The sequence below is a fragment of the Methylocystis rosea SV97 genome, from assembly GCF_000372845.1.
In the GTDB taxonomy this organism is placed as follows: domain Bacteria; phylum Pseudomonadota; class Alphaproteobacteria; order Rhizobiales; family Beijerinckiaceae; genus Methylocystis; species Methylocystis rosea.
On record NZ_KB889963.1, the window covers coordinates 3,371,657 to 3,385,135 of the forward strand.

General features: G+C 63.8%; 12 protein-coding genes. 2 read left to right on the plus strand and 10 right to left on the minus strand.

The annotated features are described in order from the left end of the window. Positions 1-2 precede the first annotated feature (2 nt). Positions 3-1,100: a 4-hydroxyphenylpyruvate dioxygenase gene (gene hppD / locus A3OO_RS0117685; protein WP_018409187.1), complete on the minus strand. Its 1,098-nt coding sequence runs from the start codon at positions 1,098-1,100 to the stop codon at positions 3-5. A gap of 70 nt (positions 1,101-1,170) precedes the next feature. Between hppD and maiA the strand changes: the two genes are divergently transcribed. Further along, positions 1,171-1,800 (plus strand): maleylacetoacetate isomerase, encoded by a 630-nt coding sequence (maiA, locus tag A3OO_RS0117690; RefSeq protein WP_018409188.1) that lies wholly within the window; start codon positions 1,171-1,173, stop codon positions 1,798-1,800. 1 nt (position 1,801) lies between these two features. Here maiA and A3OO_RS0117695 read toward each other — a convergent pair whose 3' ends face one another. Genes A3OO_RS0117695 through pdhA form a run of 3 tightly spaced genes read right to left on the minus strand, consistent with a single transcriptional unit; the run spans position 1,802 to position 4,981 of the window. Continuing rightward, positions 1,802-2,902 carry a dihydrolipoamide acetyltransferase family protein gene (locus A3OO_RS0117695; RefSeq protein WP_018409189.1) on the minus strand — a complete coding sequence of 367 codons (1,101 nt, stop codon included), beginning with the start codon at positions 2,900-2,902 and terminating at the stop codon, positions 1,802-1,804. Further along, the gene (locus tag A3OO_RS0117700) at positions 2,899-3,879 is read right to left on the minus strand and encodes an alpha-ketoacid dehydrogenase subunit beta (protein ID WP_026223112.1); all 981 of its coding nucleotides are present in this window, start codon (positions 3,877-3,879) and stop codon (positions 2,899-2,901) included. The genes A3OO_RS0117695 and A3OO_RS0117700 overlap by 4 nt, the downstream gene beginning before the upstream one ends. Beyond that, entirely contained in the window at positions 3,872-4,981 is a 1,110-nt protein-coding gene (gene pdhA, locus A3OO_RS0117705) for a pyruvate dehydrogenase (acetyl-transferring) E1 component subunit alpha (RefSeq protein WP_018409191.1), read from the minus strand. Before pdhA ends, A3OO_RS0117700 begins: the two co-directional genes overlap by 8 nt. Positions 4,982-5,131: 150 nt before the next feature. Here pdhA and A3OO_RS0117710 point away from each other — a divergent pair, with 150 nt between their 5' ends. Next, positions 5,132-6,253, plus strand: coding sequence for a Glu/Leu/Phe/Val family dehydrogenase (locus A3OO_RS0117710; protein WP_018409192.1), 1,122 nt, complete (start codon positions 5,132-5,134; stop codon positions 6,251-6,253). Here A3OO_RS0117710 and A3OO_RS0117715 read toward each other — a convergent pair. From A3OO_RS0117715 to A3OO_RS0117740, 6 genes are read right to left on the minus strand one after another with little or no spacing between them, the layout of a single operon-like run. After that, complete coding sequence (locus A3OO_RS0117715) at positions 6,250-7,440, minus strand: acetyl-CoA C-acyltransferase (protein WP_018409193.1); 1,191 nt, start codon at positions 7,438-7,440, stop codon at positions 6,250-6,252. The genes A3OO_RS0117710 and A3OO_RS0117715 overlap by 4 nt on opposite strands. A 25-nt stretch (positions 7,441-7,465) precedes the next feature. Next, positions 7,466-8,539 (minus strand): enoyl-CoA hydratase/isomerase family protein, encoded by a 1,074-nt coding sequence (locus A3OO_RS0117720; RefSeq protein ID WP_018409194.1) that lies wholly within the window; start codon positions 8,537-8,539, stop codon positions 7,466-7,468. 4 nt (positions 8,540-8,543) lie between these two features. Then, complete coding sequence (locus A3OO_RS0117725; RefSeq protein WP_026223113.1) at positions 8,544-9,695, minus strand: acyl-CoA dehydrogenase family protein; 1,152 nt, start codon at positions 9,693-9,695, stop codon at positions 8,544-8,546. Positions 9,696-9,752: 57 nt separating this feature from the next. After that, positions 9,753-10,682 carry a hydroxymethylglutaryl-CoA lyase gene (locus A3OO_RS0117730; RefSeq protein ID WP_018409196.1) on the minus strand — a complete coding sequence of 310 codons (930 nt, stop codon included), beginning with the start codon at positions 10,680-10,682 and terminating at the stop codon, positions 9,753-9,755. Beyond that, positions 10,679-12,685, minus strand: coding sequence for an ATP-binding protein (locus A3OO_RS0117735; RefSeq protein WP_018409197.1), 2,007 nt, complete (start codon positions 12,683-12,685; stop codon positions 10,679-10,681). The genes A3OO_RS0117730 and A3OO_RS0117735 overlap by 4 nt, the downstream gene beginning before the upstream one ends. Before the next feature lies 1 nt (position 12,686). Then, positions 12,687-13,475: an enoyl-CoA hydratase-related protein gene (locus A3OO_RS0117740; RefSeq protein WP_018409198.1), complete on the minus strand. Its 789-nt coding sequence runs from the start codon at positions 13,473-13,475 to the stop codon at positions 12,687-12,689. Between the last annotated feature and the right edge of the window lie 4 nt (positions 13,476-13,479).

Sequence of the window (13,479 nt, forward strand, 5' to 3'; positions counted from 1 at the left end):
GCCTAACCTGCCGCCCGATTCAAAACGCCGCGTCGGATCTGATCCTCTTCGATCGATTCAAATAGCGCCCGGAAATTTCCTTCGCCGAAGCCTTCATCACCCTTGCGCTGAATGAATTCGAAGAAGATGGGTCCAATGACCGTCTTGGAAAAAATCTGCAGCAGCAGACGTCGGGCGCCCGTCGTGAGGCCGTCGACCAGAATGCCGAGCTCCTTAAGACGCTGCGTCGGCTCTCCGTGGCCAGGAAGCCGATGCTCCAGCGCGTCATAATAGGCGTCCGGCGGCGCCGGCATGAAATCGAGCCTATTGTTGCGCATCGCGACGACGGTCTCGTAAATATCCCGGCACGCGCAGGCGATGTGTTGAATCCCTTCACCCCTGTATGCGTCCAAGAATTCCTCGATCTGGCTTTTTTCGTCGGCGCTTTCATTGATCGGGATGCGAATTTTGCCGCAGGGGCTGGTCATGGCGCGAGAGCGCAAGCCCGTCATCTTGCCTTCGATGTCGAAGTATCGAATCTCACGAAAATTGAAGATGCGCTCATACCACGCCGCGAGCGCGTCCATGCGGCCGCGCCGAACATTGTGGGTCAGATGGTCGATATTGGTCAGCCCTACGCCAGGAGGATTAGGGTCGCGCTCTCCGATCCACCGGAAGTCGATATCCCAGATCGAACCCTGATCGCCATAACGGTCGACAAGATAGATGAGCGAACCTCCGACCCCCTCGATGGCGGGAATGTTCAGCTCCATCGGGCCAACGCCGAAGGCGACAGGCTTTGCGCCCAGAGAAACGGCGCGGCGCATCGCTTTTGCGGCGTCGACGACGCGGAAGCCGATGCAGCAAACCGAAGGGCCGTGCGCCTTCTGGAATTCGGCGGCGAAGCTGTGAGGCTCAGCGTTCAGCACATAATTCACTTCTCCCTGCCGATACAGCGTCACGTCCTTAGAGCGATGACGCGCGACGGCGACGAAGCCCATCTTCTCGAACAGCGAGGCCAGTTGCGCGGGATCGGGATGCGCGAATTCGACAAATTCGAATCCGTCTGTTCCCATCGGGTTTTCGGCGGGCGTTGCCGCGCCGCCAAGCGTCGAGTCCATGAGCAGGCCTATATACAGCTTTGGCTGACCTGCTATTTAGATATTGCGTTCCCGATCCGGTTAAAGGCCCATGATCCTTTACGACTATTATCGATCGTCGGCCGCCTATCGCGTGCGGATCGCCATCGCGCTCAAAGGGCTCGTCGTGGAACGCCGCCGCGTCCATCTCTTGCACGGCGAACAGCGTGATCCCGGCTATCGCGCGAAGAGCCCGCTGGGCATCGTGCCGACGCTTCAACTTGATGATGGTCGACTCATTACCCAGTCGCTGGCGATCATCGACTATCTCGACGCGCTGAAGCCTGAGCCGCCGCTCTTGCCGAGAGACCCCGTCCTGGCGGCGCAGGCGCGGGCTGTGGCGTTGACGATCGCCTGCGAGATTCATCCGCTCGCGAATCTGCGGGTGATAGAGGCGCTGCAAGGGGAATTCGGCGCAAGGGACGATCAGATCGCCGCTTGGCGCAGGCAATGGATTGCGCAGGGACTGACAGCGGTCGAGGCGCTCATCGCGCCTGACCCCTTCGCCTTTGGCGCAGCGCCTTCGCTCGCTGATATTTGCCTCGTTCCGCAGGTCTACAACGCGCGACGCTTCGACATATCACTCGACGATTGCCCGCGCATCGTCGCGGTGGAGGCGGCTTGCGCCACGCACCCGGCTTTTATCGAGGCGCGTCCAGAGGCGCAGCCGGACGCGGAATAGATTAGGACGCGAGCGTCAAATCGGCGATCACGGCGCCAAGGAAACGGCCTGCTTCGCCGCCGGTGACGACGCGGTGATCGAAAGTCAGGCTCAGCGGCAAAATCCGATGCACCGCTGGCGCGCCATCGACAGCAACCACCTCGTCTCTGATCCGGCCGGCGCCGAGGATCGCGACCGTAGGCGGCAGCACGATGGGGGCGGCGTAGCGCCCGGCGATCATGCCGAAATTCGAAAGCGTAATGGTCGCGCCGCGCAGCTCCTCGGGCGGGATTCGCCGCGCCGCCGCGTCCTGCCGCAGGCGGTCGAGACCCTTGCGCAAGTCCTGCGGGTCGCGATTGCCGACATCCCGCAGAACAGGCACGAACAGGCCCTCTTCCGACAGATCCACGGCGACGCCAAGATCGATCTTCTTCATCACGCGACGCGCGAAGGCATGAGGCTCGAACCAGGCGTTGAGCGCAGGCTCCGCCTTGCAGGCCTGAGCAAGCGCGCGGATCAGACGGATGGTTGTATCTGTCCCGGCCGCCCACGCGTGGATGTCCGCGTCGTCGACGATCGTGGCAGCGGCCACTTCCGCCTGCGCCTGCGCCATATTGTGGGCCATGGCGCGGCGCACGCCGCGCAGCGGCTCGGCGGCTTCCGTCTCGCTGAGGATGCGCGCGACGCGCTCGATGTCCTGCGTGGTGATCAACCCGTCCGCGCCGGAGGGCGTCACCATGGCGAGATCGACGTTCAGCTTGCGCGCCAGCGCTCTTACGGCAGGCGTCGCCCGCACCGCGCCGCCGACATGGCCGACTGAGATCGGCTGGTCGCGGACGACCCCGGACCCCTGCTGAACGGCGCCGACCACTGACCCTGTGTCTTCTCCCGCGCCCTCGAAACCCACCAGCGGCGCGCCGATGCGGATCACGTCTCCGGCGGAGGCGAACAGCCGCTCGATGCGGCCTCCCTGCGGCGATGGGATTTCGACGACGGCCTTGGCGGTTTCAACCGCCACGAGCGGCTGATCGACTTTAACGTCCTCGCCGGCGGCGACGCGCCATTCGACGAGTTCGGCCTCCTGCAACCCCTCTCCGAGATCGGGAAGACGAAAGATGTTCATGACGCCTCCATCACTTGCCGAACGCCGTCGACGATGCGGTCCACGCTTGGAATATATTGCTTCTCCAGCTTCGCGAGCGGCACGACCACGTCATAGCCGGTGACCCGCTTGATCGGGGCGAGCAGAGAGTAAAGCGCACGCTCAGCGATTTCCGCGGCGACCTCGGCGCCGAAGCCCGCCGTGCGCGGCGCCTCGTGAACGATGACGCAGCGTCCGGTCTTCTCGACGGAACGCAGAATCGTTTCCACATCGAGAGGCTTCAGAGTGGCGACGTCGATCACTTCGATCATCACGCCCTCTTCTTCGAGCTTTTCGGCGGCGGCGAGCGTTTCGGGCACCATCGCGCCCCAGGTGACGACCGTCGCGTCGGCGCCTTCGCGCAGGATGAAGCAGGCGTCGAGCGGCAACTCCACGCCGTCGTCCTCGACCTCTTGGCGGAAGAGACGATAGAGGCGCGTGGGCTCGAGGAAGATCACCGGATCGGGATCGCGCACAGACGCCAGAAGCAGCCCGTAGGCTCGGGCGGGGGATGAGGGCGCGACGACGCGAAGGCCCGGCATGTGCGCGAACATCGCCTCCGGACTTTCGGAATGATGCTCGGGCGCATGAATGCCGGCGCCGCAAGGCGAGCGCAGCACCATTGGACAGGTCAGCCGCCCGCGCGTGCGATTGCGCATGCGAGACGCGTGATTGATGATCTGGTCGATGGCCGGATAGATGAAACCGGAAAACTGGATTTCGGCGACCGGCTTCAGCCCCATCGCCGCCATGCCGACCGCAACGCCGGCGATGCCGCCTTCCGCCAAGGGCGTGTCGATGACGCGCTCGCGCCCGAAGCGCGCCTGCAGGCCGTTCGTGGCGCGAAACACGCCGCCATTGACGCCGATGTCCTCGCCAAGCAGGAGGACGTCCTTGTCTTCGCCCATTGCGCGCGCGAGCGCGAGATTGACCGCTTCGACAAGAGTGATTTCAGACATGACCGTTTCCGTCGCCATTTGCGCTGCGCTGGGCAAATCGGCGCGCTTCCTCGCGCTGCCACTGCAGGGTATCCGGGAGCTTTGCGTAGAGATGTTCGAACATGGCGTCGGAGTTCAGCGGCGAGGCGTGCAAATAGGCTGCAACCTCGCGATCGACCTCTTCCGCACACGCCTTGTGCAGCTCCGCCTCTTGCTCTTTCGACCAGGCGCCTTCGCTCACAAGGTAAGCGCGCAGCCGAGCGATCGGTTCGCGCGTCCACTGCGCGCGCACGATTTCGGGATCGCGATAGCGCGATGCGTCGTCGGCCGTGGTATGGTCTCCAAGGCGATAGGTGAGCGCTTCGATTAGCGTCGGTCCGCCGCCCGATCGCGCCTTGTCGATCGCCCGGCGCACCACTTCATGGACCGCAATGACGTCATTGCCGTCGACCTGGCGCCCCTCCATGCCGGCGGCGACGGCCTTTTGCGCGAGAGTCTCCGCCGCGCTCTCAAGTTCGCGCGGCGTCGATATCGCCCAGCCGTTATTGCAGATGATAAAAACAACAGGCGTCTTCCAGACTCCCGCCATGTTCAACGCTTCGTAAAAGGCGCCATTGGAGGTGCCGCCGTCGCCGATGAACGTGACGACGACGCGATCCTCCTTCCGCGCCATCAACGCGTATGCCGCGCCGACCGCCTGCGGGGCCTGCGTGGCGACGGGGACGCAGTTTGGAAAGTCGCCGCGCGCATTTTTGAAGTCGCTGCCGCGCTCGTCGCCGCCCCAATAGAGCAGACATTCGGACATCGCCATGCCGCGATAGAATTGCGCCGCATGATCTCGATAGGACGGCACGAGCACGTCGCGTTCTTCCATCGCCGCGGCCGCGCCGACGCCGATCGCTTCCTGGCCGAGCGCCGACGCGAACGTGCCCAGCTGACCGGTGCGTTGAAGACTGATCGCCTTGTTGTCGAAGATTCTGGTTCGCGTCATCGCGCGATAGAATTGGACCAGTCGTTCGATGTCCCTCGCCGAGTTGCTGGCCGCCTTGCTGATCTCGCCGCTCGGCGACAACAGTTGAACAAGATCCATATGGAGATCGAAGCCCATCTCAATGTTTCCCATCGCCCCGCTCCTGATGAGCGAATTAGCGCGGCGATACGCGAGGTCACTGCTCTGCGACATTTTTTTTACCGATTTCCTGGCGCCGCAGCGCAGGAAAAAGCGGCTCGGCTGCGGGCTTGACTGTATCGCTGGCGGTCCAATCTACCGATCATGCCCGTCAATTCGGAAATTGATCCCTTCTCGTTTCGAGACGAATTTGGTCCCGCGAAGATCGTCCACATCTGGTCGCCTTCGGTCGAACTGCGCGCCGTCGTCGTCATCGATAATGTCGCTGCAGGTCCCGCCATCGGCGGCACCCGTATGGCGCCGGACGTCAGCGTCACGGAGTGCTTCCGACTCGCCCGGGCGATGACCTTGAAGAATGCGGCCTGCGGATTGCCGCATGGCGGCGCAAAATCGGTGATTTTCGGCGATCCTGATATGGCGCAGGCCGACAAAGAACGGCTCATTCGCGTTTTCGCCAAATCGATTGAGCAGCTCGTCGACTATATTCCCGGACCCGACATGGGCACGGACGAGACGGCGATGGCCTGGGTGCATGACGAAATCGGCCGCTCGGTCGGTCTCCCGGCGGAGATTGGCGGCATTCCTCTCGATGAAATCGGAGCCACGGGTTTTGGCGTCATGATCGCCGCGTGCGCAGCGGCGCCCTTCGCCAATGTATCTCTAAGGGGAGCGCGCATCGTTGTGCAGGGGTTTGGCGCCGTGGGCATACATGCTGCGCGGTTTCTGGCCAGCAAAGGCGCGCGAATGGTCGGCGTATCCGACAGCCGCGGCGCGGTGGCTGACGAGGATGGGCTCGATATCGAGGCGCTCACCGCGCTGAAGCGCCAGGGCAAGAGCGTTGGCGACCTGGAGCGCGCGCGCGCCGTCGACCCTGAGTCGCTCATCGCCTTGCCTTGCGAGATCTTCATTCCGGCCGCACGCCCCGACGTGCTGCGCGCGGACAATGTCGACATGCTCGACTGTAAATTGGTGGTGCAGGGCGCGAACATTCCCGCCACCGCCGAGGCGGAACGCATGATGTTCACGCGGGGAATCGTCAGCGTCCCGGATTTCATCGCCAACGCCGGCGGCGTGATCTGCGCGAGCATTGAATACAGCGGCGGCGGCGAAGCGGCGGCCTTCGCGGCGATAGAGGAGAAAATAGGCCGGAACACGCGGCTCACGCTGGAGCGGTCGCGCGCCGAGAGCGTTCCTCCTATCGACGCAGCGATGGACCTTTCGACCGACCGGCTGCGCAAGATCATGCAACTGAGGCGCTGGGGCTAGCCCGGCCGCTCGATCGCCATCGCGGTCGCTTCTCCGCCGCCGATGCAGAGCGCCGCTACGCCCCTTTTTAGGCCTTTAGCTTGCAGAGCGGCGAGAAGCGTGACGATGATTCGTGCGCCCGACGCGCCGATCGGATGGCCCAGCGCGCAGGCGCCGCCATGGACATTCACCTTCTCATGCGGCAAGTCGAGTTCGCGCATCGCCGCCATGGCGACGACGGCGAACGCCTCATTGATCTCAAAGAGGTCGACGTCGTTCGCCGCCCAGCCCACCCGGTCCAGGAGTTTGCGGATCGCTTCGATCGGCATGACGGAAAAGCGGCTCGGCGCGCCCGCGACGGTGACGTAATCGCGAATGATGGCGAGCGGCGTCGCGCCGGCGCGCTCGGCCTCGTCGACGCGCATCAGGGTGAGCGCCGCCGCGCCGTCGGAGATCGCGCTGGCGTTGGCGGCGGTGATCGTGCCGTCCTCCCTGAAGGCAGGTTTCAGGCGGGCGATATCCTGCGCCTTGGCCTTGCCGGGCAGCTCGTCGCTGGCGATGGCGCGCGCATTGGCGCCCTTTCCCAGCGTTATTGGCGCGATCTCGTGCGCGAAAGAGTCGTCGCTCGTTGCGCGCTGCGCGCGCGCCAGCGACGTCGACGCATATTGGTCCTGCATCTCGCGGGTAAATTGATACTCCGTCGCGCAATCCTCCGCGAAGGAGCCCATCAGCCGACCTTTTTCGTAGGCGTCCTCGAGACCGTCCAGAAACATGTGATCGAGGACCTTGCGGTGTCCCATTCGATAACCGGTGCGCGCGCGATCGAGCAGATAAGGCGCGTTGCTCATGCTCTCCATGCCGCCGGCGACGGCGATCCGCGCGCCGCCAACGGCGAGCTGATCGCTCGCGAGCATCACCGCCTTCATGCCAGAGCCGCACATTTTGTTGATGGTGACGGCGCCCGTCGTCTCCGGCAGCCCGGCGCCGAGCGCCGCCTGCCGCGCCGGGGCCTGGCCAAGGCCCGCGGAAAGCACGCAGCCCATGACGACTTCATCTATGTCGTTAGGATCCAGGCCGGCGCGGCTCACGGCCGCCTCGATGGCGTGCGCGCCGAGCTGCGGCGCGGAGACGTCCTTCAACTCCCCAAGAAATCCGCCGATCGGAGTGCGCGCCGCGCCGACGATGGCGACCGGTGCGGCAGCGCTCATGACAATCTCCTCATCGGCTGGCGAGCTAACCCCTCCAAGCGGAATATGGGGTTGAATCCCAACTTTTGAACGCCGGCAGCGGCGTGTCGTCCCCGGCGAGAATGTCTTCGACGGCTTCGTCGCTCACCGCGTCGAGCCGGTCCGGGGACCATCTCGGGCGCCGGTCCTTGTCGATGATCGCGGCGCGGATGCCTTCATAAAGATCATGGGTCGACAGCATACGGCACGCTGCCTTGAATTCATTTGTGAGACAGGTCTCAAGATCAGGGGCGGCAATGGCGCGCAGCAGCAATGCGTGCGTCACTTTCAGCGCCGTCGGCGACTTCGCGCCGATGTCCTGCGCCGCGCGCAAGGAGAATTCCGACCCTTCGCGCTGGAAGGCGGCGATAATGTCGTCGACTTGGTCATGCGCCGTCGTTTCCGCGAGCAACCGCCTATGCAGCGAGAGTCGGCCGCTCCCGGGGTGGCGGGTGAAGCGCCGCAACGCAACATCGACGTCTTCGGCGGCTCCTATCGTCGCCAGCGTGTCGATCAGTGGCGAAATGTCCTCCGCATGAATTAGAACATCCGCAAGACCGGCCTCTATCGCGTCCGCCGCCGCCACCGACGTCGCCGAAAGCGCCAGATAGGCGCCGATTTCGCGCGCTCTCGAAAGAAGCCAGGTCGCGCCAACGTCAGGAAAGAATCCAATGCCGACCTCCGGCATCGCGACGCGGCTTCGCTCCGTGACCACTCTCCGGTTGCCATGCGCAGATATGCCGACGCCGCCGCCCATCACGACGCCATCCATGATCGCGACATAAGGCTTGGGGAAGGAGGCGATGCGGGCGTTCAGCTCATATTCCTCGCGCCAAAAGTCGGCGAAAAGCCGTTTTTGCGAGGGCTCCAGCTCGTAGAGAATCCTCACGTCGCCGCCGGCGCACAGACCGCGTTCGCCCGCGCCTGTGACGAGCACGGCGCTGACGCCGGGATCGGCCCCGAAGTCGTCAAGCGCGCGCCGAAACTCGCGCACCATCGGCAGCGTCAACGTGTTGAGCGCCTGTGGTCTGTTGAGGAGGATGCGTCCGAGACGGCCCTCTCGCGAAGCGATGAGATCCATATGCTTACTTCAATAGCGATCGCGCGATGATGACGCGCATGATTTCATTCGTTCCTTCGAGAATCTGATGGACGCGCAGGTCGCGAACAATCTTCTCGACGCCATATTCGCTTAAGTATCCATAGCCGCCATGCAGCTGCAGCGCCTCATTGGCGACCGTGAAGCCGGCGTCGGTCGCGACGCGCTTGGCCATGGCGCATAGCGTCGTGGCGTCTGGCGCCTTGACGTCAAGCGCCGCCGCCGCGCGCCAAAGGAATGTGCGCGAGACTTCAAGCTGCGTGGCCATATCCGCGAGCCGAAACTGCAGCGCCTGGAATTCGTCGAGCGCGCGTCCGAACGCCTTGCGGCTCGCCATGTAGCGCAGACTATGGTCGAAGGCCGATTGCCCCCCGCCAAGCGAACAGGCGGCGATGTTAAGCCGCCCGCCGTCGAGCGCGGCCATGGCGATCTTGAATCCGTCGCCCTCGCGTCCGATGAGATTATCGGCCGGCACGCGGCAGTCATCGAAGATGACGGCCCGCGTGGGCTGGGCGTTCCAGCCCATTTTTCGCTCGAGCGCGCCGAAACTTAGACCGGGCGCGCCGCCCTCGACGATGAAGGCCGATATGCCCTGCGGCCCCGGCTCGCCGGTGCGCGCCATGACCACATAGAGATGGTCGGCGCCGCCCGCGCCGGCGCCCGAGATAAACTGTTTCGCGCCATTCAAGACATAATGATCGCCGCTGCGCCGCGCTTGCGTGCGTAGCGCCGCAGCGTCCGAACCGCTGCCCGATTCCGTCAGGCAGTAGCTTGAGAGAACCCCCATCGTCGCGAGCCCTGGCAGCCATGCGTCGATCTGGCGCTCGGTTCCGAAAGCGTCGATCAGGCCCGCGCACATATTGTGAATCGAGAGATAAGCGGCGATCGTGGGGCAACCCATTGCGAGCGCCTCGAAGATCAGCACGCCGTCCAATCGCGTCAGCCCCGCCCCGCCGGAAGCCTCGCGCACAAAGATCGCCGCCATGCCGAGCGCCGCCGCCTCGCGCAGCGTGTCTGTCGGAAAGACATGCTCGCGATCCCAGTCGAGAGCAAAGGGCGCAAGGCGATCGCGTCCGAAGTCTCGCGCCAATTCACGAATGGCTTGCTGCTCGGCGCTTAATTCGAAATAGGACGACATTCGGCCATTCACCGCAATTGTTGACGTTAATCTGTCGCGGCGAAGCTTTTTGGCAAGTCAGCGTCGCGAAGGGGCTTCGGTCGGATCGCCGCATCTGGCGGCATAGGCTTGCGCCACGCGGCTCGCCGGCGCGCGCTTCAACTCGCGGCAGGCGAAAGCTCCGGCCTCCAAGAGTCGATCGAGCGACACGCCGGTTTCGACGTCCATTCGCTCAAGCATATAAACGACGTCCTCGGTCGCGACATTTCCGGCGGCGCCGGGCGCGAAAGGACATCCGCCAAGGCCGGCGACCGAACTATCGACGACGCTGACGCCGACTTCGAGGCACGCGAAAATATTGGCGAGCGCCTGTCCGTAGGTGTCGTGAAAATGCACCGCGATTTTGTCGAGCGGCGCGACGCGCGCCACTCTTTCGACCATTCGGCGCGCGGGCAATGGCGCGCCGACGCCGATCGTATCGCCGAGCGAGACCTCGAAGCAGCCCATTTCCAGAAGAGCGGAGGCGACCGACGCCACTCGGCCGCTATCGACCTCTCCTTCATAAGGACAGCCCAAAACGCAAGAAATATAGCCTCGGGCCATGACGCCGTATCGCCGGGCTTCCGCGACGACTTTGGCGTATCGCGTGAGACTTTCCTCAATCGAGCAATTGATATTGCGCTTTGAAAATTTCTCCGACGCCGCAGCGAACACGGCGATCTCGTCCGCCCCGGCGGCAAGCGCCGCCGCGAGTCCGCGCAGGTTTGGAACCAGCACGCTCAGCCGCACATTTTGCCTTGGCGCAAGCGCAAGAGTTTCATCCGTATGCGCCATTTGCGGCACGGCCGTAGGGGAGACGAAACTTCCGGCTTCGATGCGCGATAGCCCCGCGGCCGCAAGACGGCTGATGAGTTCGGCCCGGGTCTGGGGCGACAGCGTCACCTTTTCGTTCTGCAAGCCGTCGCGAGGGCCGACCTCCACGATGCTGACATGCGCAGGAACGCTCACTCCTCGTCCTTTCGCAGGATCGTGACGAGTTCGGCGCCTTCGATCGCCATGTCGCCCACTTCACAGGCGACGCTTTTGACGACGCCATCGTGCGGCGCGGCCATCACGATCTCCATTTTCATCGCCTCGAGGACCACGAGGGTCTCGCCTTTGCTGACGGAGTCGCCGGACTTCACCGCAACTCGCGTGACGGTCGCCGGCATCGGGGCCAGCACGCGTTCATCAGATGGTCCTTCGCTTTGCGAGGAGGTTGCCGTTTCTACCCAGTTGATGACATAGTTCCTGCCGCGCAGAATGACGACAACGCCGTCATCCAGGGCGACTGTTGAGACCTCGTGCTTAACCCCGTCTACAAGCAGCGAGAGGCGACCGCCGACGCTTTGAACTTCCACCGCCAGGACGGCGTCGCCAAAGCTCAGCATAAAGCCGCCGTCCTGCGGGCGCATGATTTGTGCAGCCAGCGTCCGGCCTGCCTGCGTCACCCTGAACTCATGATTGGCGCGCTCATAGAGCCGCCACGCGTCCGCTCCGGCCCAGGGCGACCAATCGTCGCCGAGCGATCTACTCGCTTCAAGCGCGAAGCGCCGAGAGTCAGCCAGGAAAACCGCTGCCGCCGCCGCAAGAAGGACGCGGTCCGAATCCGTGCTCGGAGCGGCGGCGCACGTCAGCATCGCGATATTGCTCCCGACATATTCCGTGTCGTAATCGCCGGCCGCCATCCCGTCGCTCTTGGAGATCGCCCGCAGCAGATCGAGATTTGTGGCGACGCCAACGATTTCCACCTCTTCTAGCCCCGCCTGCAGGCGACGCAACGCCTGCTCGCGATTTTCGCCGAAGACGATGAGTTTCGCCAACAGCGAATCATAATAGGGCGTGACGCGATCCCCGGCGCGCACGCCTGAGTCGATGCGCAAAAAAGGCGATTCCCGCGGCGCGCGAAAATGGGCGATCTCGCCCACCGAAGGCATGAACCCTCGCGCGGGATCTTCCGCGCAGATCCGCGCTTCAATTGCGCAGCCGCTCATCCTCAACTCGCTCTGCGTCAAGGGAAGCGGCGCGCTACAGGCGACGCGCAACTGCCATTCGACGAGATCCTGCTTCGAGACCATCTCGGTGACGGGATGTTCGACCTGCAGCCGCGTGTTCATCTCGAGAAAATAGAAGTGGTCTTCTCCGACAAGAAATTCGACCGTGCCTGCGCCGGTGTAGCCAGCGGCTCGGGCGGCGCGGATCGCCGCGTCGCTCATCTGCGCGCGTAAGGAGGGCGTCAGACCGGGCGCGGGCGTCTCCTCAATAACCTTTTGGTGGCGGCGCTGCATCGAACAGTCGCGCTCAAGGAACGATACGACGTTGCCATGGGAGTCCGCGAAAATCTGGATTTCGACGTGCTTATAGCCGGAGAAATATTTCTCGATGAACAGCGCGCCATCCCCGAAGGCGGCGTGCGCTTCGCGCCGCGCGCTTTCGATCGCCGATGACAATTCTTCAGGCGCGCGCACGATGCGCATGCCCCTGCCGCCGCCGCCGGCGGACGCCTTCACGAGCAATGGAAGGCCGATGGCGCGCGCCGCTTCGAACAATTCAGCGTCTTCGCCCCCGGATGACCCCGGCGCCACCGGCACCCCTGCCCGCATCATCGCGGCCTTGGCCTCGCTCTTGGAGCCAAGAAGCCGCATCGCGTGCGGAGGAGGCCCGACGAAGATCAGACCGTTCGCCGCGCAGGATTCGGCGAAGTCCGCATTCTCGGCCAGGAATCCGTAGCCCGGATGAATGGCGTCCGACCCGGAACGATGCGCAATTTCGATGATCTTCCCGATCGACAGATAGCTGTCGCGCGCCGGCGCGGGTCCGAGAAGATAGGCTTCATCGGCAAGTTCGACATGCAGCGCATGCGCATCAGCTTCGGAGTAGACGGCGACCGATGTGACGCCCAATCTTTTCGCGGTTCGTATGATTCGGCAAGCGATCTCGCCGCGGTTCGCGATGAGGAGCTTGCGCATCATCTCAATCGGCCGCGATCCAGTGTGGCGCGCGCTTTTCAAGAAAGGCGGAAAGACCTTCCTGCGCCTCCGCGCTCGATCTTCTTGCGGCGAGACGATGCGCAGCTTCGCGCAAGAGTTCTGCGTCCACGCCGTGGCCGTCGCATTCCGCGAAGAAGGTCTTTACGTCCGCCTGCGCGCCAGGCGCGCCGCGCAGCAAGTCCGCAACGATGGCCGCATGCGCCAAATTAACCTCCAACCTTGGCGCCACACGATGGACAAGACCCAATTTCTGCGCCTCGGCGGCGGAAAAGCGCTCCGCCGTCAAAGCATATCGGCGCAGCTGCCGCAGGCCTATGGCCCGGATGAGAAAGGGCGCGACGATCGCCGGAAGCAATCCCAGCCGCACCTCATTGAGCGAAAATGACGCGTCGTCGGCGGCCACAACGATGTCGCAACACGCGAGCAGACCGACGCCTCCGCCAACAACGACGCCCTTGGCCAAGGCGATCGTCGGCTTTGACGCCGTGTCCAGAGCGCGCAGCATTCGGGCGAGCGCCAAAGCGTCCTGTTCATTGGCGGTCGATGAACGCTGCACGACGCGAATCATCGAGCCGATGTCGCCGCCGGCGCAAAAATAGTCTCCCGCGCCCTCAAGCGTAATGATGCGGACGTCGGCTCGCGCATCCAATTCTTCGAGCGCATCCTTTAGAAGGCCAATAAGCTCATAGTCGAGCGCATTGCGCTTGTCTGGACGGTTCAGCGTCAACGTCGCGACGCCGTTCGCGTCAATCGATTGCAGCAAAGTCGCCATAGAA

Bases quoted from the DNA above. Each gene is read 5' to 3' on its own strand.
- hppD (WP_018409187.1), bottom strand. From the start codon at position 1,100: ATGGACTCGACGCTTGGCGGCGCGGCAACGCCCGCCGAAAACCCGATG.
- maiA (WP_018409188.1), top strand. From the start codon at position 1,171: ATGATCCTTTACGACTATTATCGATCGTCGGCCGCCTATCGCGTGCGG.
- A3OO_RS0117695 (WP_018409189.1), bottom strand. From the start codon at position 2,902: ATGAACATCTTTCGTCTTCCCGATCTCGGAGAGGGGTTGCAGGAGGCC.
- A3OO_RS0117700 (WP_026223112.1), bottom strand. From the start codon at position 3,879: ATGTCTGAAATCACTCTTGTCGAAGCGGTCAATCTCGCGCTCGCGCGC.
- pdhA (WP_018409191.1), bottom strand. From the start codon at position 4,981: ATGGGAAACATTGAGATGGGCTTCGATCTCCATATGGATCTTGTTCAA.
- A3OO_RS0117710 (WP_018409192.1), top strand. From the start codon at position 5,132: ATGCCCGTCAATTCGGAAATTGATCCCTTCTCGTTTCGAGACGAATTT.
- A3OO_RS0117715 (WP_018409193.1), bottom strand. From the start codon at position 7,440: ATGAGCGCTGCCGCACCGGTCGCCATCGTCGGCGCGGCGCGCACTCCG.
- A3OO_RS0117720 (WP_018409194.1), bottom strand. From the start codon at position 8,539: ATGGATCTCATCGCTTCGCGAGAGGGCCGTCTCGGACGCATCCTCCTC.
- A3OO_RS0117725 (WP_026223113.1), bottom strand. From the start codon at position 9,695: ATGTCGTCCTATTTCGAATTAAGCGCCGAGCAGCAAGCCATTCGTGAA.
- A3OO_RS0117735 (WP_018409197.1), bottom strand. From the start codon at position 12,685: ATGATGCGCAAGCTCCTCATCGCGAACCGCGGCGAGATCGCTTGCCGA.
- A3OO_RS0117740 (WP_018409198.1), bottom strand. From the start codon at position 13,475: ATGGCGACTTTGCTGCAATCGATTGACGCGAACGGCGTCGCGACGTTG.